The sequence below is a fragment of the Levilactobacillus fujinensis genome, from assembly GCF_003946335.1.
Classification (GTDB): Bacteria; Bacillota; Bacilli; order Lactobacillales; family Lactobacillaceae; genus Levilactobacillus; species Levilactobacillus fujinensis.
Map to the genome: position 1 here is coordinate 62,496 of NZ_RHNX01000009.1, position 23,604 is coordinate 86,099.

Genomic DNA, 23,604 nt, shown 5'->3' on the forward strand with positions numbered 1-23,604 from the left:
ATCTACATGAAAATAATGAGGCGGTGGCACGTAATCGAGCTAAAGTATAAGACTCATGCCGTAGAAAAGTTATGTACGAACTTAAAAGTAAGTCGAAAAAAATTCGGTGCACAGACGGCTGAAGCCTTGTTTGGATTGATAAACTTATTGGAAAGCTCAGATAGCCTTGAGGATGTTAACGCGCTACGTAACCGCCACATTCATAAATTGACCGGTGATCATCAGGGACAGTACGCACTGGATATTGAAGGCCGTTCTAGTAGTTATCGGTTACTGGTCCAATTACTTGATGAGAATGAGAAGGTTGCTGTGAATGTTGACAACGAAAGTATCATGTCATTTTATGGTAGAATTCAAATTATCCAAATCGAGGAGGTATCCAAACACTATGCTTAAAGTAAGTAGTGAAAAATCAATCGCCTTTCATCCTGGATATTATGTTAAGCAGTATCTGGTTGATCAGAACATGAATCAGAGAGAGCTTGCAGATCGCCTAAATACGACTGAAAAGAAGATCAGTGAGTTAGTAAATGGTCATATTCTGCTGGATGATAAATTGATTGCGGGCTTATCTTTAGCCCTTGGGACGTCGACAACGTTGTGGAAAAATCTCAACGAAAAATACTTAACGACTAAAAGACAAGTTGAACAAGAACAGCAACTGGAGCAAGAAAGAATTATCCAACGACAGATAGATTATAAATTTTGGCAGGATCTTGGTCTGGTAAAAGCCACTAGAAATAGTGATGAAAAAAGCATGGCGCTTAAACGATTTCTGCATGTTTCTAATCTAGAGGTCTTGGAAAAACGAGATTTTTTGGTTCAGTATAAAACAGCGGTCACTGACGTTAAAAATATTAATGTGATTAACGCCAATGCTTGGGTCCAGACGGCATTGAATCTGGGAAAGCGAGAAGCTGTGGATACCATTGATCTTGATAAGTTAAAGTCGGCGTTACCCGAGATTAAAGCGATGACGATGATGTCACCAACAGAATTTATGCCGCGACTGCAAACAATATTCAACAAATCTGGTGTGGCTTTTGTGATGATGCCTAACCTAAAAAATTGTGGTATTAATGGCGCAGTCAAATGGTTAGACAAGGAAAAAGTTTTATTAGCAATCAATAATCGGCGGAAATACGCGGATATCTTTTGGTTTGCGTTATTTCATGAAATTCGGCATATTTTTCAGCAAAAGAAAGGGCATATCATTGTGTCGACAGACAAACATATTGGTATTGCAAGTTCGTTGAACTTAGACGAACTTGAAAAAGATGCTGATAGTTTTGCCAGAGATTTTTTGATTCCCCAAGAGGCGTATAAAAAATTTGTGCAGACATTTGATTTCTCTGGAGCAGCAGTTGAGACCTTTGCTCAGAAAATTCACGTTCACCCCGGAATTGTAGTTGGCCGACTACAGCGAGATCGACTGGTGAAGTTCAGTCAGTTAAACCAGTTAAGACAGAAATATCAAGCAATTTCGCCAACAGTGTAACGGTTCTTCCAGTAGTTGGGAAAAGACTAAAAATCGATGACTAAAAAGCGACTACTCTCAAAATTATTAGGGAGTAGTCGCTTTTTGTCGTGGAACGTGCTAATCAATATACTTCTGTGGATGATTCAATTTTTCGTAGTTTTTGGGGGTTAACTTGACCATGCCGACATCAATGACAGGAATACCGGTCAACTTGGCGTAGTGGTAGTTTGAATAAACCTGCATGGTGATTTTGACGTTATGTTTCGCGTGATGCATAACGTACCGGTAGCTTGGCTTGGCTGTCTGCGGGACTTTCTTTTTAGAGAGTTTGTGATAATCTTGTGGGATGCTGGAAACGATGGTTTTGTTGAGATGACCAGCGGCAGAGTAGATGCGTTGATGACGCGCATTATAAATTTTAAGATAGTTGGTGCCATGGCTCCCCGCACTAATGTTGGCACAGCCAGTCAATGCGAGTGTTGACGATAAAAGTAGAAAAAACGTTGCTCCCCGATGCATATAATTTATCCTCCCTAATGTTTCTCCGACTAACTATTTTGTTATCTAGTATAGCAGATTTAGAAGATTGGATGACCGGGAGAGCTTCCATACGTGTTAGACGTAAGGCGTTTTGGGGGACACATCGGCCGAAAAAGCAACTAGGTCCCTAGTAAAAGGGCCTAGCTGCTTTAGGTGTAACTGATGAAAACCGAAAAATGAAGATATTATTAGTCGTCGACGTAGTCTTTAACTTCAATCGACTGGCCAACGTAGTAAGTCTTTCCATTGACCTTGTACGTCGTCCACGTGGCGTCTTCGGTATAGCTATCGGGGAAGAAGGTCTTGTGGTGTGTTGTCGGATTATGCACAATAGTTAGGCGGTAATGGCCCTTGCTAATCTTCTGGTTGGGCAGCCCCTTGAGTGGTTTCGTGTAATAAATGGTCGTTGTGCGGCCTTTGACGGTTACGTTGCTGACCTTGACCGAAGCGGTTGGCTTCCAGACATTCATGCCACGAACGTCTTGGTACAGGCCACTAGGGGCAACCTTAGCCAGGTCTGATGCGCTATAGTACTGTAGATAGTTGTCGAGCGTCAGGTAGAAGGCAGGTGTCGTGACTAAATCATCCTTTTTGGCGTTTAGCTTAAAACCAGTTCCGGATTGAAATAGGAGCGTTCGATCGGGCGCCTTCAACTTAACTGGTGTGAAGTCAGCCTTGGTAAACGGTACGAGTTTGGCGTGCATATTATCCATAGTCGAATATTTTAGGTTCTTGGCGCGATTATAATGAACAGCGCCAGACGTGAGGCCGACTGTTGGCACGTATTCGCCGTTGATTTCGTTGCGGTTTACGCTCATAACCTCAAGCAGTGATCCCTTTTTCTTCAACAGTTTCTTGTAATGGCCGCCGGATTTTTGGGTGAAGCCCACGTCCATCGTCTTCTTTAACCGAACGTATTGCGTCGTCCCGGGCTTGCTATTATCCGATAAATATGGTGATGAACTTTTGGTCGCAGCCTGTGCGGTACCAACAAATCCGATGACACTGGCAGCGACTAACGCAGCGCCTAATAACCCCTTTTTCATGCAAAAATCTCCCCTAAATACCGAGTGGATAAGTGTGATATCATAGTCACTCGGAAAAATTAAACCAGTTAGTCCTGTTTCAACATAACTAATGTAGCACAACAATACTAACAGATTTAACTATAGTTTACACCTAAGCATGCGCGGTAGGGGCTCTTTTCAATGACGATGGCGCGACTGTTAGCGTTGGGTATAGGAAACCGGTCAGTCCCTATCTGCGGGAACTGGCCGGTTTTTACATAATGGCGTCTTTTAAAGCGGGGGTTACTTATTTAGCTGGCGTCAGGTAGTTGGCTTGCAATTGCTTCAATTGGGCATTGGACAAGCCGAGGCCCTTGTGGAGGAAGTTGTCCATGCTACCGTATTTCGTATTGATAGCTTTGTACATAGTGTCGATATAGGATTTCTTCACGCCGTTTTGATCCTTAAAGTTGGCGATGACGGTTGGCGTCAGGGGCTTGCCTTGAGCCTTCCAGCCAGCTTCTTGTTTCTGTAAGTTTTCGGCGTTGGTCTTGGTCAAATAAGTGTTGGATTTTAAGTAGTCCTTGGTAATCGCTTTTCGGTTAAAGTTGAGGGCGGAGAGCACGAGTGCTGTTCCCATCCCGGCACGATCCTTACCGGCTGAACAGTGCCACAGAACGGCCTTGTTCTTAGGACTCTTTAGTAGTTGGTGGAACAGAGACTTGTAAGCTTTTCGACCCTGGGCAGTCGTAATGGCATCATGATAAGACTTCTTCATCATCTTATCGCCGGTGTTCTTCTTGGAGAAGTCCGGGAAGGCGGGAAAGGCCTTAAACACATTAGCCTTGACCAGCTTAACGCCCTTGATTTTCACGTCAGGACTCTTTTGTTGTTCAACTACCGTCCGGAGATCAACGTCGGTTGCAACGTGGTAAGTTTTAGCCAGTTTTTGTTGGTCAGACTTAGATAGAGTGGACAGACCATTAGAACGGATTAAGCGATGTACCTTGATCTTTTGACCATTTTGGTTGATATAACCACCTAGGTCACGGGCATTAGAAGCGCCTTGAAGTTTGATGTGAGTTGACTTTCCAGCCACAGTTTTAGTCTTAGCGTGTTTCGGCGCTTTGGCTTTTTTAGTGGTTTGGGTCGTTTTCGCAGCGGCCGTGATGGTCGACAAAGGTTGTTGCCAACCCAACGTGGTGGTCAACAGTAAGGCGGTAACTAAAGTGCTTAATCTTTTGTTCATAATGCGAATTCCTCCTCTGTGTTTGGTACAGTCTCTAGAATACTAACCGGATGTAAAGGGGGAGTGTTGATTATGTAAAGATATCAGACATCACGTAAATCGGCTATGTAGAGGTTTATAAAATAGTGGCGGAGAACATACTGGGTGGCAATTAGCGGGGATGAAGCGTCTGTGCTTGAACCCGCCTCTAAAATTAGATAATCTATGGTAAAGACTTAAAAAATAGAAGATGTTAGGAGAAACAATGGATTTTGAAACTCGGTGTACGGGTATAGTCGAATTAGAAAATGGGGTGAGTAGATGAATTGGAAGGATTTATTCCAACCACAAGTTATTAGTCGGGGTCGTGCCTACTATAAGCGTGGCCTCGTTACGAATTTAAGACAGACGGAGTCAGCTGTTCAAGCTACTGTCAACGGATCCGAATCATATCGGGTGGTACTTCAGTTTGGGCCTAGCTGTCTGCAGCATGTGGGTTGCACTTGCCCGTATGCTACTGAAGGGAAATACTGTAAGCACATGGCAGCGGTGCTTTTTTATTTAGATGAAATTAGGGGCCTAGCCGGTAACAAACAAGCGAATTATCCGACTTTGACAGAGCTTGTGGCGGGTGCAACTGACCAACAGGTACGGGACTTCTTGACCTTAGCATTGGCAGCAGATAATCGCCTTGCCCAGCGCTTTAGGATGGGTGTGACACAGACGGTTCGTGAAAATGAACTGGTCACTTATCAGCAGCAAATTGAGATGGTTTTCGTAGCTCATCAGGATCGACATGGTTATGTTGACTATCGAGCTGCGGATGCATTGATGGCGGAACTTTCAGACTACGTTACGAAAGACATTCAGACAATTATCGATAGTCAGCAATTGAAATTGGCTTTCCAGGTTGTGAATAGTTTGGTGTCAAAAATCTCTAATGCTGAAGTTGACGATGATGGTGGTATTTTGTCGTTGGTGGATGACTGTTCCGAGGCTTGGCAACAGGTGATCGATGAAGCAGATATGCCACTTAAACGGCAGTTGTTTTCTTGGTTTAAAGAGCACGCTGATGGCTCGTTTGAGACCTTTAATTCAGAAATTATTAGACTCTTAAACGATAACTTTTCCGAACCAGGATTCTTGCAGTCTAAGCTAAAGTGGACGGAAGAGAAGCTTCATGAAGCCAAGACTGATTTTCCTAACTATAGTACTGACTGGGCAAAGTTACATATTCAATTAATGGAGAAACTTAATGTATCAGCTGAAGAAATTGATGAATTCTGTGAGGATAATCTCGGGCTTCGTGGTATGCGACAGATTTACATAACACGTTGCTTGCAGAATAAAAATTATTCGCGAGCAATTCGGTTGTTACTTGATGGCCAAAAGCTAGTTCGGAAGGTTCCTAACCTTGAATCGGAGTATCACATGCAACTTAAGGAGATATATCAGCTAGCTGGTTGGTCTGATGATTATCGTCGGACGTTGTGGCAATTACTGATAGGTGATGAATGTGGTAACGTTGGATTGTATCAGGAACTAAAGCGGTTTTATTCAACGACGGAATGGCCGGATGTACGTGAAAAGTTATTCCGGGCGATGCCTAAGACTGCGAATTATGAGCCATTATATGCAGAGGATATGTTATACCCACAGCTACTAGAGGCGGTTTTAGCAGAAGGTGGCCTGATTGGTGTTGAAACGTATGAAGACGTTTTGAGGCCACAGTTTGCGCCGCAATTATTAGAGCGATATGTTCAGGTAGCAAAGGACTTGGCTCAAGATGTAGGCAATCGTAAGTATTATCAGGAAATTGTGGTGATGCTGAATCATATGGGGACTTATCCAGGTGGCATGCCTGTGGTGGCTAAATTGCTCCGAGAATGGCGAGTAACTTATGCACAACGGCCAGCAATGATGGATGAGTTAAGACAAGTTAAGGTTTGACATTAAGCGAATGAATATTATGACCACACTAAAGACTTACGCAGCGCATTGGCAAAAGATAGTAAGAAAAATGCGGCATCTTCTATTTAGAGGAGGTCGCATTTTTTCTATCACTTTAAAACCAAAAACTTACTTAGCTGGCGTCAGGTAGTTTGCTTGCAGCTGCTTCAATTGGGCGTTAGTTAAGCCAAGACCCTTGTGAAGGAACTTCGACATGCTACCGTACTTCGTGTCGATCGCCTTGTACATGGTGTTCAGGTACGCTTTTTGAACGCCGTTTTCATCTTTGAAGTTGGCGATGACCGTTGGTGTCAGCGTCTTACCTTGGGCCTTCCAGCCAGCTTCTTCCTTTTGTAGGTTTACCTTGTTTGTTTGGACCAGGTAAGTGTTGGACTTCAGATAGTCTTTGGTAATGGCGGCTCTGTTGAAATCGAGGGCAGAGAGGATGAACGCCGTGGCCATCCCAGCACGATCCTTACCAGCGGAACAGTGCCAGAGTACGGCCTTGTTCTTGGGGTTGATCAACAATTGATGGAATAGGGATTTATAGGCTTTGCGTCCTTGAGCCGTGGTGACCGCATCGTGATAGGTTTTCTCCATCATCTTATTGGCGGTGTTCTTTTTGGAGAAGTCAGGTAATGGTGGGAATTCCTTAAAGACGTTGGCCTTGACCAGCTTGACGCCCTTCATTCTAACGTCAGGACTCTGTTTTTGTTCGCTGATTGTTCGCAGGTCGACATCGGTTGCAACGTGGTACGTCTTGACGAGCTTTGTCTGATCGGACTTGGTTAATGCGGATAGGCTGTTGGAACGAATCAAACGGTGAATCTTGATCTTTTGGCCCTTTGAATTGACGTAACCCCCTAAGTCGCGAGCGTTGGATGCACCTTGTAGTTTAATGTGAGTCGATGTTGAGACAACGGTTTTCCCCTTAACCCGTTTTGTCGTCTGCGTGGTTCTCGTCTTAGCTGCGGCAGTGACGGTCGTCAGTGGTTGTTGCCAACCTAGAGTCGTTGTTAACAACATTGCCGTTACTAAAGTACGCAATCTCTTATTCATTTTGTGAACTTCCCCCTCTGAATTTGGTACAGTCCTTAGGATAGTCAGTGGATGTAAAGAGATGATGTTGATTGTGTAAAGGTATGGGGTAATATGATAATTTTACGAAGGAATTAGCCAGTGAATGGCAATGAGATAGCGCCTTGGCAGGCGGTGCCGTTAGTCCTTGGGGTTAAGGAGAGTTTGTTAAATATCGGTACCAATCTAGCGGCCAAATCGGCCTAACTAACGAAGCCCAAAATTCGTGTTGAGAGATATTGCCAAACGGTCCAGAAATGACTGGCGGCTGAAAAAATTAGCGAGAGCCGGTCACGATTCTCAAGCGGGTGTCAGACTAAGTCGTTAAGTCGACCGAGTTAGTCGTGAAGGGTGCGCGACTCACGGTGGCGATGGCTGGCTGGATGTGCGGCATGTCTAAGAGCAATTAACGAACAAAATACCTAAGGTTCGAAACGGGAGGCTTAATCGATTTGTTAATGGATGTATGCAATACAAAATAAGTGATCGACTCGTTTAGGTTTAAAAAAATCAAGCCAAAGATATAGTCTTTATAACGATGATAGTCGTTTAAATAACGGTGCTTACTATGCATAATTTAATCAATAATGAATAAACCATAGCGATAATACTAGTTTAAACGGCGTAAAACTTACCGGACAATTCAGCTATAATTCCGGTTATTGTTTATTAATTTTGGACCAAGGGGTTGAGAAAAGATTGTATCGGGAATAAGACATTAGTTGCAGAATGCCGTGCCAACAGTGGCCGACACTTTTTTCTAACTTTTAGTTAGGGACGGTTTGTGAATTGTCTAGAAGTGGTATTTGTGAGAGACAGCTGGATTTCAGGAAACAAGAAGGATTTCCCAATGTTCTCAGACATGAAAGCGGGATGCAGTGACCAACTTTTTTAAAGGCAACATCACAAGAAGTAAAGGGTGTAACAATGACGTATTGACAAATATATACCCCTTGAATATTACGTTTACTGATATTATAATTAGGTATTACTAAAATACTTACGAAAGGTCTGATAACACTAGGAACAAGGGACTCTAAGTGGCGTAAATTTAATCCGAGATGGGACCTGTTTGGGATGAGACTGAGGCTTTACAAATCGTTATAATAACGGGTTTTGAGACTGAAGATCGGAAGTAAGTTGTCGGTAAATGCTTTTATCACAAATGAAAACGCTATCATAAAAAGGCGGCTGGAAAGGCAATCTTCAATTCCGTCGTCATCGGCGTCACCAGGTTAGCGTTAGTTGGGTTGGCCGTTGAAATTGGCTACAATTCTCGCGTTAAAACCGGCAATGTTTGGGTTTAAAAGGTGGACTTAGTGCCAGGGACAATGGCTGGTGACAGCCTTTAGATTGGTATTTGAAAATATACATAAATAATTGGAGGAAGTTCCATGACTACTTACAGGGAAGCCTATTCTAAGACGATTGCGAATATTAATAATCGGATTGTGGACTTGCGTAAGACGATTATGTCGCTACAGAATACTTTAAACGTATCGGATACGCTACGTGCCCGGATTTCCCCATACCTGTCGGCGAATAAACCAAGTGTGAACGAGGAAATCGATACTTACGTCGAATCGCAGGCTAATTTGGATTATTTGATCGAGCTGATGCTGTTCGTTGAACGCGACCAGTGTGCGGCTCTGTCGGATGAACTCGGCGACTATTTCGAAAAACGCGACCTCTACTGGTGGCAAAGTGCCCTGAGTTTGATGGGCAATCCAGCGTACCTAGAATGCGAGATCATTGCGGACGATTATTACGATTTGGCAAAGCAGCGAGCAGTCAAATGTGACAAAACACCAGCGAAAAAGATTTCTAAGCAAGTGAAGTAAACGGTATTCAGTGGTGAATGTGCCCTGACACAACGTGGGAAGGGGATTTCAGTTTTGAGACAAAGAGAAAGTAATCAGGAGATAAAAAAGAATTTCATTCTATACAAAGGACATACAGGGTGGAAAGTAAAAACGCGAATCTTCGGGAGCCTAGTCGTCACATTTTCGGCGTTAGCATTAGCCGAAGGGACTGGCATGGTTGACGTCCATGCCGCAACTGAAACGGGTTCAAGTTTGGTCTCGGCAAAGTCTGACAGTCAGCCAGGTGTTGAACCGGTGGTGGCACCCGAGGCTAAGACACCGGCACCAACGACGCCAGCTACACCGAATCCAGAATCGGATGCATCACTAGCCACCAATGAGAAGCTGGTAACAACGCCGGAACAACAAGATGCAGCGTCAGAAGAGGCAATCCATACGACCGCGCCAGTGGCGGCGTCTGCCCAGATTCAAGCAGCTACGCCAACAACGACTGGTAGTGATAAAGCTTATCCTGTACTTTCACAAGATAAGTCTGTTGATATTGGCGTGGATACGTCGGAGGTTAAGTTGACTGCCGATCAGATTGCTGGCCATTTTACGGCAACGGTTGAAAATCGAGATGACAGTGACAAAGATAACAATCCAGCTAAGAACAAAAGCAATCAAAGCATTGGTGACGATGGCAGTATTCAACTGACGTCTAATGGTTATCATAATAATTATTCTGCAGGTGGGACGGCAACATCAATGCAGGGGCACCAAGCCGCTCACGTTTCATTCGAGCATGAAATCGACTTTGGTCATAATTTTTCGCTGATTGGGGCGCTTGGAATTGGGAGCAAAACCACTGGTGGTGCCGATAGTGTCGGAATTGTTTTTGCACCCGGTGAGCCCGCGAAAGCAACGGAAGGCGGTTCTGGTGGTGATCTTGGTATTGGTGGCCTCGATAATGCTTTTGGATTTGTTTTTGACGAGTACAATAATCAGGATAAACATGATCCGAGTTCCAGTCCCTACTTTGGATGGCGAACAACGAATGCTAGTGGCGCATTACAGGCGGTTGCGAATTCTAGTGAGTGGAAGTCGGCCAGCCAAGTTAGTCTAAATGATCGTACTGTGAATACGCTCAATAAATTTACGATGGATTATAATGCGGACAAGAAGCAACTTACCATGGTCCTTGGCAACCAAACCTTTGTGCGAACCATTTCTGACACGAGCCAGGGCTACTCAATCTCGGTCGCCGCTTCAACAGGGGGAAATTGGAACGATTATTCTGCCAAAATCGATAGTTTCACTTACACCCCCAAAACCATGCCGTTAGCGGTCAATTTAGTCGACTCAGCGGACAGTGACGCGCTATTAAACAACGCCAATGTCACGGCGGTTGCTAACATTGGAGACACCGTTTCCGTCTTCTCAACGCAGGCTGCTGCTCAGCGGGCTGTTGCGGCTGGTTTGGTCAACCCAAATTTGGTTTCAGTGTTACCGACTGATTCTGCCGGCAACGTTTACGTCATCGATGGCGAGCAAACTCCTAGCAGCAATGGGATCGCACGATCTATTGGGAATAAGGCTATTGCCGACGATACGTACTACACATATACCGTAAAGGATGGCGACGACCAAACGATGACGGTACCTGTCAGATTGGCGTTCACGGCTAAAGTGACCCCGGTCGACTCGAAAACGAAAGCAGCCAATTGCGGGGCTACAGCCGGTTACGGTGGTCGCAGTTGCTGGTAAACCGGTCTTGGTTCAGATCCCGGGGTACACGCCGACACAGGTAGTTCTTGCGGCACCGACTAATGGCGATAAGATTGCGAATGATACTTTGGCTATTGATCAGACTGCGACTAATCCAGATACGACGACAACCACGGATACGGCAACCCCGGTTAACCATTATTATACGACTACGGGGAAGACGGTCGATGGTAAAGATGTGACAACAGCAGCGGCAGTGACGGTGGGAACCGGTCAATCAATTACGACTGACTTGAATCAGCAACCACTGACAGATACTAGTGGCGACCCCGTCGTGAGCGGTGGTAAAACAGTGGGGAGTTCAGATTATTACTGGTCAGACGTTGGAAATGCAACCGCAACGGACTCTACGGATAAAACTCAACCCCAGACGAGTGGCAGTTTACTCTTGCCCACGGCTGCTACGTTGGACTATTGGGAACAACAGGCCACGGCTAATCAAGCGAAGGCAGATGACTACAATACGCGAGCAACGACAATGTATAAGACGTTCACTAATATTACGGGATTAACGCAAGCACAGATCGATGCGGCTAAGGCGTTGCTGTCCTCAGTCAGTGAAATTTATACGGGAATTTCTAAGCAAAACGGAATTGCGAAGGCTGATTTTGAGGCGGCCAAGCTGGGGGCAACGGCTGACACTATTTATAATGATGGTCAGAATGGTTATGCGGCTTTGCAACAGGTCCAAGACCTACTGACTGATTTTGAGTTGGATCTAAGCAACTTGGCGACGACAAATAAAGATGCTGCAAGTAGCCTGATTACCTTTAACTCCTGGGGAGAGGACTATGGCGAGCAGATCGGTTTTCCAACCGTTGCCGTTGGTCCTGATTTTGGTGTGTCAGTGACAGCGGAGCAATTTAACAACCCGGCCTATTTTGCCTATTTTAACCAAAAAGACCCCGATGGCGCTGCGGTCATTCCAAAAAGCGTGGGTAATTATATGTTCAAATTAACCGATGCGGGACGAGCTTACCTGAAGAGTCTGAATTCGGCAAACACGCAAATTGGACTGTATGTTTCGGCCATGTTGAAGATCAATCCCTTAGAGACCGCAGCAACGATTGACGCAGCTACTGTCGATTACGGTGGCGATGGGACGACTGGGAGTTGGCCAACCTTTACTGGCAGTCTGGGGAGCGCCTCGACTAAATTGCCGACTAATGACAAGGCCGACCATCAGATTGTACAGAGCGACTTTGAAGTTATTGATGAGGCAACTCAAAAAGTCGTGGCTATTAAGGATCTACAGGTAAATGGCAAGTATACGATTCGCTACACAGCTGCGGCACAGGCAGCTTTGAAGAGCGATGCCAATTACAAATTCACATCATTTGGCACGGCAACACTGACCGTCAAGCCGCGAGCAATTTCGGTTACGGCTCAAGACCACGGTAAAACGTATGGCACGGCCGATGATCCAACCTTAGATTTGACGAGTGATTCGGCTGATGGGTTAGTTAATGGCGATACGGTAGATGGTTTGGGTGTCAAGTTGATACGAACAGCCGGAGAAAATGCTGGGCACTATGACATCACACTGGATGCGGCTAAGTCCGCATTGGATAGCAACTATGACATTACGGTTAATAAGGGGACCTTCACGATTGCCCAGTTGCCCGTGACGGTGGCGGCTAAGCCTATGACGAAGGCATATGGTGATACTGATCAACCGTTTGCTTTAGAGGACGCAAAACTTCCCGATGGCTATACCCTGACGAAGGATGATGTGACATTGACACGTACCACGGGTGAAACCGTTGGGGATTACGCCATTACGGGTAGTGCGGTTGATACTTCGAACTATGCGGTGACGGTGACGCCGGGAACGTTGACGATTGCGCCACGAGAGATTACGGTCGATGTTGGTTCGCAGACCAAGACATACGGTGATGCCGATCAACCCTTTACTTGGGAAGTTGATCAGGAATCATTGGCTCCAAACGACACCAAAGACAGTTTGGACTTCACACTGAGCCGAGAAACTGGTAACAATGTTAACGCTAATGGTTACGCCATTACGGGAACGTCGGCGAATAAAAACTATTTGGTGAAAGTTAATGCCGGAACGTTGACCATCGACCCACGAGCCGTGACGGTGCAGGCTGATAATAAGACCAAGACGTACGGCGAAAACGACCCCAAGTTCACGGGGTCGCTGGATAAGAATTCGAAATTAGCTTACACGGAGACGCTAGATGACCTGGGACTGAACTTTAGCCGTCAAGACCTGGGCCAAAACGTTGGGAAGTATGACATTACCGGATCAGCGACGAATGGAAACTACACTGTGACCGTGACGCCGGGAAATTTAGAAATTAAGCCCCTGGCAATTACGCTCAAGGCCGATGATGTGACGAAGAAGTATGGTGACGCTGATCCTGCGTTCACGGCGACTGTTGATCCGACGAAGCTGGCCTATGACGATAACCTGGCAAGTCTAGGTTTAAATTTAACGCGGGAAAATACGAGTTCGAATGTTGGCGAATATGACATCACTGGAACGGCTACGAATAAAAATTATGATGTGACAGTTACTAAAGGTATATTGACGATTACGCAGCGAGCCGTGACGGTCGATATTGGCAGTCAGCATAAGGTTTATGGTGCGGCTGACGAATCGTTTAGCTATCAGGTTGGGCCAACACCAGTTACGGGTGATACGTTAAACGTCAAGCTATCTCGTACGAAAGGTGAGGACGTCGGGCAGTATGACATTACGGGGACCACTAACAATCAGAACTATGCTGTCACGGTAAATAAAGGCACGTTGACCGTGACGAAACGGCCAGTGACAGTCATTGCTGATAATCAGCGAAAGGCTTATGGCACGACTGAGCCCAATTACACTTGGCAAGTATCAGCCGATACGCCGTTGGTCAATGGGGATGCGACGACAGCTTTGACGGTTGATTTGAGCCGCGTTAAAGACGAAAACAGTGGTCGTTATGCGATTACTGGAACTGGTACTAGTCAAAATTATGATGTAACGGTCGTTGCTGGTGATTTGCTCATCGACCCACGGGTTGTCGCAGTGACCATCGCTAATCAAGAGAAGACATATGGCAATCCGGACCCTGACTTAACCTGGAGCCTATCAGCTGATACGCCACTCGCTGACGGTGAGCAGCCAGCCGACCTGAAGATGGCTGTCACTCGTGAACCAGGTGAGGACGTTAACAGCTACGTTATCTCTGGTAAGTCGATGAATACGAATTATACGGTCAAGGTCACAAATGGCACGTTTAAAATTTTGCCACGCAACATTTCAGTAGTTATTGATAATCAGCGGAAAGTTTACGGTGCCGACAATCCCCAGTACACTTGGCAGGTTGATGCCCAAACGCCACTAGTCGCTGATGATACGTTAAACGTCATAACGACTCGTACGGCGGGCGAAGACGTTGGCAACTATGCCATTACGGGGACGGTAGACAGTAGGAACTACAATGTGGTCTTTAGCAATGGGAGTTTGCGGATTGACCCGCGCGTCGTGGCAGTCACGATTGATGATGCCACGAAGACGTATGGTGATTCGGATCAACCATTAACCTGGAAATTAGGTACTGAAAAGTCGCTGGCCCCGGACGAACAATCAACGGCACTGCAGATGGTCTTGTCGCGTGCTACCGGTGAAACTGTCGGTAAATATACCATTACAGGTCATTCCGAGAATAAGAACTATACGGTCGAAGTGACAAATGGCACATTAACTATTGTGCCCCGCAACGTTTCAGTGATCATTGACAATCAACGGAAAGTTTATGGTACGGATGATGCGGCTTATGTTTGGCGAATTTCGAATACGACACCGCTCCAGTTAAAGGATAAGCGTGCCGATTTACAGGTTGTTTTGACACGTGACAGGGGTGAAAACGTCGGGCGTTACCGGATTACGGGGACCTTCGACAATTCGAATTACAAGGTAACCATCACGAATGGGACCCTGACTATTGACCCGCGTGTCGTTGCAGTGACTATCGATCCACAGACCAAAATATATGGCAACAGTGACCCGAAGCCAACCTATCAGCTGGCGGCAGATTCTCAACCATTAGCCGCTGATCAAACCTTAGCGGATCTGGCATTGGTTTCAAGTCGTCAGGCTGGCGAAAATGTTGCGACTTATACGACCACAGCCAGTTCCAAGAACAACAATTATACGGTCGTTGTGACGGATGGTAAATTGACCATTACGCCGCGAGCCCTCTCAGTAATCATCGTTAACCAGCGTAAGGTCTACGGTGACACTGACCCGACAAACACGTGGCAAATTGCGGATGAAACACCGTTAAAATTGACGGATACGCGTAACGACTTGAACGTTGTCTTGAAGCGTGTCGCCGGCGAAACTAGTGGTCGTTACGCCATTACCGGAACCAGTAATAACGTAAACTACGCGGTCGCATTTACTAAGGCTGATCTACTCATTGATCCACGACCAGTAAATGTGACGGTCGCTAACCAGCAAAAAGTTTATGGTAACTCGAATCCTGAGTTAACCTGGCAGATTGATGCCAACACACCGCTAGCAGCTGACCAACAGCCGGTTGATCTCCACCTCCAGTTGAGTTGTGGGACGGCGACCAACGTGGGGACCTATACCATTTCTGGAACTGCCAGCAATCCGAACTTCGTAGTCACGGTGACGAACGGCATGTTAACTGTTACGAAGCGGCATGTTACGGTCATTGCTGATAACCAGAGCAAAATCTATGGGGATACTGACCGGCCGTTGACGTTGACTAATGGCAAGGACGTCGTCGTGAACGGCGATACCGAAGCCGCTTTAGGCGTGACGTTGACGCGGAAAGTCGGCGAAGATTCCGGGACGTATGTCATTGATGGCGCAGTCAACAGTCAGAACTACGCGGTCACGGTCACGCCAGGAACGTTTACCATCAAGAAGCGGGTAGTCACTGTGACTGCCGGTAGCCAGCTCAAAACCTATGGCGAGAGCGACCCGACACTGACCTTATCTGATAGCGATAAAGTGTTGGTCAATCACGATAATGAAAGCGCTTTGGGCGTGACGTTGACGCGAGTGGCTGGAGAAAATACTAGTACTTATGCAATCACTGGTTCAGCCGCGAGTCAGAACTATCAGGTAACCGTCACCCCCGGAACGTTAGGAATTGTTAAACGGGTGGTCACGGTCACCGTAGCTGATCAAACCAAGAAATTTGGTCAATCTGATCCGACACTAACCTTAGTGGATCCATCTCAACAATTGGTAAGGGGCGACAAAGAAACCGCTTTAGGAGTCGAATTGACGCGTCAGTCGGGTGAAACGGTTGGGACGTATGAGATTACTGGAACGGCAACGAATCAGAATTACACGACAGTTGTTTTGCCCGGTAAGCTAACGATTAATCCGGCCGATGCCCAAGTTAGAATTGATGATGCAAAAGTTGTTTATGGAAATATGCCAACGTTTACGGGGAGATTTAGCTTTCTTCGTTTCGCTTCTAACTTCGCTCTGAGTGACTTGGAAGTTATCGATTCGCAAAAGCAGGTCGTTGCCGTAGCTGACTTACAGGCCGGTGACTACACGGTTCAGTTAACGAAGCAAGCGCAGGACAGTTTGGTTAAGAAAAATCCAAACTATAAATTCACGACGTTTAGTCTGGGCCAGTTAAGCGTTGCTAAACGGTCAGTTACCGTTCAAGTGGCTAACCGGGAAATGTATGCTGGCCACCAGAGCCCTGAGAATCAGGTGGAATTAATTGCTGGTTCACTGGCCAATGACAAGCCAGGATTAGATTTGCAGTACGTGGAACCAGATAGCAAGGCGGTTGGAACTTACGCAATTGGCATCGTGACCAATAATCCGAATTATGCGGTGAAAGTCATCCCTGGTCAGCTAAAGGTCTTGGGTAAGGCTATTGATTCAGCTGGTAATGTGACGATAACCGAAAAAGATCCGGACGGTCACGTGGTCAAAATTGATAAGCACTGGCGGGATGGCAGCCAAACGACTTATGACTATGACCCGACAACGGGGAAGCGAACTGTGCATGAGCAGAAGGACGGTAAGGATGTTGATCAGCAAGTAATTACGCCGGAATCTGCTAAAGCAACGCTAACTGATGGTGGAAATACAGTCAGTGTGGTTACACTTGATCCTGTAACCCAGCAGCCAACATTTGACCACTATACGACCGAAAAGACTGTTGATTCGGCCGGTAATGTTACGAATACGACGAAAGATGCTACGGATAACGTGGTTAAGGTTACCAAGCAGTGGCAAGATGGTAGTGGGACAACGTTCACTTATGATCCAAGCACTGGTAAACGAACGGTTACAGAGCAGAAGGATGGTAAGACAGTCGACCAGCAGACGCTTGCGCCTGGTGAGTCAAAAGTGACGTTGCCGGATGGTGCTGGCGGTGAAACAACGGTCAATGCCGGTCAGCCTGGGGCACAACCAACGTTTGACCACTACACAACGACGAAAGATATCGACATAGCGGGCAATGTTACAACCACGACAAAGGACGCTGCTGGCAACATCGTCAACGTAACTAAACAGTGGACAGATGGTAGCGGAACAACGTATACCTACGATCCAACGACTGGCAAGCGGACGATTGGCGAACGGAAGAATGGTAAAACAGTTGATCCGCGCACAGTTGCTCCCGGTGAGTCAGAAGTGACGTTGCCGGATGGTACTGGTGGTGAAACGATTGTCAAGTTTGGTCCGTCAGAAACGATGCCGACGTTTACGCACTATTCAGCTAGTTACGATACGACTGCGACCAATGAGTCTGATAAGATTGTGACGATTACCAAGCAATGGCCAGATGGCAGTAAAGTCGTCTATACTTATGATCCAATAACGGGTAAACGGATCATTAGTGAACTGAGAGATGGTTACCTTGTCGAGCAACGGACAATTGCCCCTGGTTCCTTACTTGCAATTTTACCTGACGGAATGGGTGGCGTGACGATTGTTAAGTTTGATGCGTCTGGGACGGTACCATCCTTTACACGCCAGACGGCTGATGAAACGAACAGTCGTCAGGCAACGTCACGGAAGAAAGTTCTGAAGAACGCCGGAGTAAGCAAGCAGGAGAATTCACCTAAACGAATGCCGACTTCAAAAGCCCAGCTTCAAAACAAAATAAATCGTCACGGACAGTCACCTGCAATCGCTAGTGCAGAGCATGTACGCAACCTTGCTGGACAGTCTCAGCAGAAACCGCAGAAACCAATGAAGCGACAGCAGAATGAACTGCCACAAACGGGGCAAAAGAACGAAAGCTTCTTGACCGCTTTAGGTGCGTTGCTACTGTCTTTGTTGGTGACACCGGTTGTTCGTAAGCGACATTAGATGAGTAATAGTTAATATGGGGATTAAAAAGAAGGCGTAAGGCCAGGAAACTGACTTTACGCCTTCTTTGTTAGCTTAGTTTTACCGGTTAATATTATTACTATAAGCTACGACTGAAAAAAGTCTAGTAGGTCACAATTAACCGGCCAAACTTTACTATTATAATCGTTATTCCCCATCCACCAAAGAATGCGGCGCGCCTTCCTGTTGAAAGACCCGTTGAACGGCTGCACGTTGTCGCATGAGACTATCGAATTTTTCCAGTTGCGGGAGACTGACGAAATTATAACCAAGGCGTTTCATCCAATTAGTCATGACGAAGAGGTAGGAATCGGCTACGGAGAAGGTGTCGCCCAGTAAATAGGGCCCGCTCGCTGCTAACTGATGTTCTACAAAGGCCAATCGGGGTTGCACACGCGTCCATACCAGTTGCTTGGAGTCTGTCGTATTTGGGAGCCAGTTGCCTGGTCGGAAGGGTGAAATGAAGTTTTTATGTAGCTCTGTCGCAATGTAGTTGAGCCAGGCCCGCTGTTTCCAGTAAGCGGGAGTCGCATACTGCGGCATGAATTTTGACTGGTTGCCAATAAACTCGAGAATTACGGCACACTCCGTCAATAGTGGCTGATCATCAACCTTAAGGGCCGGCACGTAAGACTTGGGATTCAAAAGATTATAATTACCTTGCGACCACGTCTTGTTATCCAAATTGACCTTTTCCAGTTGATAGGGAAGGCCAAGTTCTTCAAGTAAAATGTGGGCTGCCATGGGACTCGCACCAGCTGCATAAAATAACGTTAACTTCATCATTCAGATCACGCTCCTTAGCTGTAATATTTTCAGTATAACTGGCGGAGGTGCAATTCCTAAGCAAGTTGCCTCAGAAAAAGAGGTATTAATAAAAACAGACAACCGTAGCCACAAGTCGTGTTTAATCCAGTGAAAAATGATTAAATGGAAGAGAAAGTTGAAATAATAACGAAAGTCGGTGGACACCTTGTCTGATGAAATCAATCTTCTGGTCACCCTCAATGCGGGCTATTTGGCGCCGCTAAAGGTCATGCTTTACTCGGTCCACGCAAACAATCCGGACGAACAGATTCACTTGTGGCTGGTGCATGCTAGTCTGACAGCCACAGAAGTTGCCGATGTCCAGAATTTGACGATTGCATTCGGCTGGCAGTTCAGTAACGAGCAGGTACAGACGGACTTTGCCGGTGGGGTGCCGCTGATCAAACGGTACCCGAAGGAGATGTACTTCCGATTACTGAGCGGACAGATTCTGCCACAATCGGTCAAACGGGTCATCTATTTAGACCCGGATTTATTGGTCATCAATCCTTTGCGGTCACTTTGGGAGTTGGATTTGAACGGCCACATGCTAGCGGCAGCCGTTCATCGCGGGGTCACTAATCTGGTAGACAGCGTAAATCAACTACGATTGGGGACGACGACCAGTTATTTCAATTCCGGCGTACTAGTGATCGATCTCGACCAAGCACGGGCAAAAATTAGGCTAGAAGATATTACTGCGATGATTGCGGAACACCAAAGCGAGCTCCTTTTACCGGACCAAGATGTACTTAACTTCTTATACGGGTCAGATATCGTAGAAATTCCTGAGGAAATCTGGAATTACGATACGCGGAAATACCTGACTTACCAGACACGTAGTCTGAACCAGCACGACATTCACTGGGTGATGGCGCACACGGTCATTCTGCACTATTGTGGCACACCCAAGCCTTGGGATGCCAACAGTGACAGCAAGTTTACCGGACTATTCCTGAACTATCAGCAGCAGTTGCGGCGGCTAATACCGAAGCTAAGTCGGCCGACTGTAGATGAAAACTAGAATGAACGTACTGAAAACAGACTGGGCCGCGCAGCGACTTAGCCTGTTTTGGTATAAATCGCGCCCATTTGAAAATGAAAGGGGTAGCTTGCCTGGAAGAAAATTCTCCGGCCGCGAGTAAACCACGATGCTTCACGGTGAAAATCTGGTATACTGAAAACGAAATTTGGATTTTTAATTCAATTTCTGGGAAAACAAGTCGTGGCAACCGATAGAAGGGTCGTGTGCGAACTCAAAAGGTCGATTTCGGTACGGAATTTGCAAGTTGTGTTGGCCGTGAAAAGTGATTTGTCCAGATATTGGGTCGTACCACTTTAGAAAAAGGTTGACTTTTTCGAAAAGTTTAGTATAGTTAAAGAATACAAATTGACTCTGACTCATTGATGTTAATTTAGAAGATGCAACTCAACGACACGAAGGAGTGTAGAATTCATGGCAGTAGATTTTGATTCCAAGTCTTACCTGGAAAAAGTTGACGCTTGGTGGCGTGCTACAACGTACCTTTCCGGTGGTATGATCTTCCTGAAGAGCAACCCATTGTTCTCAGTAACGAATACCCCACTTCAAAAGGACGACGTTAAAGTTAAGCCTATCGGACACTGGGGTACCATTTCAGGACAAACGTTCCTGTATGCGCACGCTAACCGTCTGATCAACAAGTACGGCTTGAACATGTTCTATATTGGTGGCCCTGGTCATGGTGGCCAAGTAATGGTAACGAACTCTTACTTGGACGGCACGTACACGGATGCTTACCCTGAAATCACTCAGGACCTTGAAGGGATGTCACGTCTGTACAAGCGGTTCTCATTCCCTGGTGGAATTGGTTCCCACATGACTGCCCAAACGCCTGGTTCACTCCATGAAGGTGGAGAACTTGGTTACTCACTTTCCCATGCGACTGGTGCTGTCTTAGACAACCCAGACCAAATTGCCTTTACGGTTGTTGGTGATGGTGAAGTTGAAACTGGCCCAGCTATGACTGCATGGCACTCCATCAAGTTCTTGAACCCTAAGAACGATGGTGCCGTATTACCTATTCTTGACTTAAACGGATTCAAGATTTCCAACCCAACTCTTTTCTCACGGATGAGCGACGACAAGATCGCTAAGTTCTTTGAAGGTTTAGGCTGGTCACCTCGTTTCCTTGAAAACGACGATATTCATGATTACATGACTTACCACGAAAAGGCTGCTAAGTTATTTGACCAAGCTATCGCTGACATCAAGCAAATCCAAAAGGACGCTCGTGAAAACGGCAAGTACGAAGACGGTGAAGTTGCCGCTTGGCCAGTCGTTATCGCACGTTTGCCTAAGGGTTGGGGTGGTCCTAAGACGAACCCAGCTGGTGAACCAATCGAAGGCTCCTTCCGTGCTCACCAAGTTCCGCTTGGTTTGGCACAAGGTAAGCTTGACGAACTTCCAGAATTCGAAGCTTGGATGAACTCATACAAGCCTGCTGAATTATTCAACACGGATGGTTCATTGAAGGCAGAAGTCGCTGATTTCGCTCCTAAGGGCGACAAGCGGATGGCTGCTAACCCAGTTGCTAATGGTGGCCGTGCTCGTGGCGAAAAGCCTGAAACACTTGACCTGCCTAACTGGAAAGACTTCGGTAACGACATCAACGCAAGTAACCGTGGGACCCAATTGCCAGATGGCAACAAGAACATGGATATGAACGTTCTGTCAACCTTCTTCGCTGGCGTTGCTACGAAGAACCCAACGTCATTCCGGATCTTCGGACCTGACGAAACGATGTCTAACCGTCTTTGGGAAATGTTCAAGATTACCAACCGTCAATGGATGAGTAAGGTCAAGGAACCAAATGACCAATACGAAGCCCCAGAAGGCCGTATCTTGGATGCCCAATTATCAGAACACCAAGCTGAAGGTTGGCTTGAAGGGTACACCTTAACTGGTCGTACCGGTGTGTTCACGTCTTACGAATCATTCTTGCGCGTTGTCGACTCAATGACGACACAACACTTCAAGTGGATCCGTCAAGCCGCTGCAGAACCATGGCGTAATGATTACCCATCATTGAACCTGGTTTCTACTTCGACTGTGTTCCAACAAGACCATAACGGTTACACCCACCAAGACCCAGGTATGTTGACCCACTTGGCTGAAAAGAAGTCTGACTTCATTCGCCAATACTTGCCAGCAGATGCTAACTCACTCTTGGCTGTATTTGATCGGGCCTTCAAGGACCGTCAAAAGTTGAACCATATCGTTGCTTCCAAGCAACCACGTCAACAATGGTTCTCCATTGCCGAAGCCGAAGAACTGGCTAACACCGGTTTGAAGACTATCGACTGGGCTTCCACTGTTGCTGAAGGCGAAGATGCTGATATCGTCTTTGCTTCCGCTGGTGTTGAACCTACCATCGAAACGTTGGCAACCATTGACTTGCTCAATGCTGCATTCCCAGCTGTTAAGATGCGTTACGTCAACGTTGTTGAATTGGAACGTCTTCAAAAGAAGAACGGACCTCTGAACGACGAACGTGCCTTGAGCGATGCTGAATTCACGTCATTCTTCGGCGAATCCGGGACGCCAGTTATCTTTGGTTTCCACGGTTACGAAGACTTGATCGAATCCATGTTCTACGAACGTCAACACTTAGGCCTACACGTCCATGGTTACCGTGAAGACGGTGACATCACGACTGCCTACGACATGCGTGTTTACTCCGAACTTGACCGGTTCCACCAAGCCAAGGACGCTGTTAACACCTTGATCGCCAAGGGTGTTATCGACGAAGCTGCCGGTAAGGCCTTCGACGCCAAGATGGACACCATCTTAGCTAAGCACATGAAGATTACGCGTGACGAAGGTCGCGATATCGAAGAATTTACGAAGTGGCAATGGACGCCATTAAAGAAGTAATTCTTTAATTAACGTTAATTAAAACTCGGGAGACCAGCTCAGAAATGAGCTGGTCTCTTTTTTTTGGTTTAAATTGCGGATTGCGGTCGCACAGAGTCTAGTGACGTTATCGTAAGCACCGAATATTTATTGAAAAACATTCCGCAACTTCCAACATTTGCAAATTCGGCAGATTTAGAAGCTTATTTGCCATGGAACTTCAAACCAGGGACTAAAATAATCAGCGGTAGTAAACAAGACGAAGTAGCTTAAATACATGGAGAAAATAAAGCGAACTCTCAAAAAACGAGAGTTCGCTTTATTTTTAAGTTTTCAATACGGTCAGTTATTGGGTGCTTACTGTTATTGAACAAAATTCGAGAATTTACTACCTCATTTTCTTATAGAATACGAGTTATGTCCCGGATTCTAATAAGATCACCCTCAAGTAACGTTGGCGAATTTTATAATCAAGTTAGCCACTTAGAATTTAGGACAAAATAAATACACCAAGACGTAAATCTCAGGTATCATTGGAGTTCTCACACAAACAATGGTTCTATGATATTTGGTGTTGATAGAGAAATCTGTCGACGCCATTTTCTGTATAATAAAAGGGGCACACTGCCCCACATCAACATCGTCGACCAAAACTAATTGAAAGTGAGAATGA

13 protein-coding genes are annotated in these 23,604 nt (G+C 46.1%); 8 read left to right on the plus strand and 5 right to left on the minus strand.

The window, feature by feature from the left end; translation table 11 throughout:
* Positions 1–6 precede the first annotated feature (6 nt).
* Positions 7–396, plus strand: coding sequence for a type II toxin-antitoxin system RelE/ParE family toxin (locus tag EKM89_RS05170; protein WP_125686338.1), 390 nt, complete (start codon positions 7–9; stop codon positions 394–396).
* A complete protein-coding gene (locus tag EKM89_RS05175; RefSeq protein WP_164510511.1) occupies positions 389–1,498 on the plus strand; it encodes an ImmA/IrrE family metallo-endopeptidase in 1,110 nt (369 codons plus the stop codon). The genes EKM89_RS05170 and EKM89_RS05175 overlap by 8 nt, the downstream gene beginning before the upstream one ends.
* A 99-nt stretch (positions 1,499–1,597) precedes the next feature.
* Here EKM89_RS05175 and EKM89_RS05180 read toward each other — a convergent pair whose 3' ends face one another.
* The 3 genes from EKM89_RS05180 to EKM89_RS05190 all read right to left on the minus strand — a co-directional run bounded on the left by EKM89_RS05180 (position 1,598) and on the right by EKM89_RS05190 (position 4,276).
* Entirely contained in the window at positions 1,598–1,999 is a 402-nt protein-coding gene (locus EKM89_RS05180; protein WP_125686342.1) for a hypothetical protein, read from the minus strand.
* Between the two features lie 209 nt (positions 2,000–2,208).
* Positions 2,209–3,066 carry a hypothetical protein gene (locus EKM89_RS05185; protein ID WP_125686344.1) on the minus strand — a complete coding sequence of 286 codons (858 nt, stop codon included), beginning with the start codon at positions 3,064–3,066 and terminating at the stop codon, positions 2,209–2,211.
* Positions 3,067–3,334: 268 nt separating this feature from the next.
* The gene (locus EKM89_RS05190; RefSeq protein ID WP_125686345.1) at positions 3,335–4,276 is read right to left on the minus strand and encodes a tyrosine-protein phosphatase; all 942 of its coding nucleotides are present in this window, start codon (positions 4,274–4,276) and stop codon (positions 3,335–3,337) included.
* A gap of 300 nt (positions 4,277–4,576) precedes the next feature.
* Here EKM89_RS05190 and EKM89_RS05195 point away from each other — a divergent pair, with 300 nt between their 5' ends.
* Positions 4,577–6,205 carry an SWIM zinc finger family protein gene (locus EKM89_RS05195; RefSeq protein ID WP_164510512.1) on the plus strand — a complete coding sequence of 543 codons (1,629 nt, stop codon included), beginning with the start codon at positions 4,577–4,579 and terminating at the stop codon, positions 6,203–6,205.
* 129 nt (positions 6,206–6,334) lie between these two features.
* Here EKM89_RS05195 and EKM89_RS05200 read toward each other — a convergent pair whose 3' ends face one another.
* A complete protein-coding gene (locus EKM89_RS05200; RefSeq protein WP_125686349.1) occupies positions 6,335–7,264 on the minus strand; it encodes a tyrosine-protein phosphatase in 930 nt (309 codons plus the stop codon).
* Positions 7,265–8,676: 1,412 nt separating this feature from the next.
* On the opposite strand from EKM89_RS05200, the gene EKM89_RS05205 reads away from it, so the two are divergent.
* The 3 genes from EKM89_RS05205 to EKM89_RS05215 are packed head-to-tail and all read left to right on the plus strand — an operon-like array spanning position 8,677 to position 18,208.
* Entirely contained in the window at positions 8,677–9,123 is a 447-nt protein-coding gene (locus tag EKM89_RS05205) for a hypothetical protein (RefSeq protein WP_125686351.1), read from the plus strand.
* A gap of 54 nt (positions 9,124–9,177) precedes the next feature.
* Positions 9,178–10,851, plus strand: coding sequence for a lectin-like domain-containing protein (locus tag EKM89_RS05210; RefSeq protein ID WP_125686352.1), 1,674 nt, complete (start codon positions 9,178–9,180; stop codon positions 10,849–10,851).
* A complete protein-coding gene (locus tag EKM89_RS05215) occupies positions 10,832–18,208 on the plus strand; it encodes an MBG domain-containing protein (protein WP_125686354.1) in 7,377 nt (2,458 codons plus the stop codon). The genes EKM89_RS05210 and EKM89_RS05215 overlap by 20 nt, the downstream gene beginning before the upstream one ends.
* A 168-nt stretch (positions 18,209–18,376) precedes the next feature.
* Here the strand turns inward: EKM89_RS05215 and EKM89_RS05220 are convergent, their stop codons facing one another.
* Positions 18,377–19,015 (minus strand): glutathione S-transferase N-terminal domain-containing protein, encoded by a 639-nt coding sequence (locus EKM89_RS05220; RefSeq protein WP_225421820.1) that lies wholly within the window; start codon positions 19,013–19,015, stop codon positions 18,377–18,379.
* 187 nt (positions 19,016–19,202) lie between these two features.
* Here EKM89_RS05220 and EKM89_RS05225 point away from each other — a divergent pair, with 187 nt between their 5' ends.
* Both EKM89_RS05225 and EKM89_RS05230 read left to right on the plus strand, forming a co-directional pair.
* Entirely contained in the window at positions 19,203–20,060 is an 858-nt protein-coding gene (locus EKM89_RS05225; protein ID WP_125686363.1) for a glycosyltransferase family 8 protein, read from the plus strand.
* A 432-nt stretch (positions 20,061–20,492) separates the two neighbouring features.
* A complete protein-coding gene (locus EKM89_RS05230; RefSeq protein WP_125686356.1) occupies positions 20,493–22,952 on the plus strand; it encodes a phosphoketolase family protein in 2,460 nt (819 codons plus the stop codon).
* The last annotated feature ends 652 nt before the right edge of the window (positions 22,953–23,604 follow it).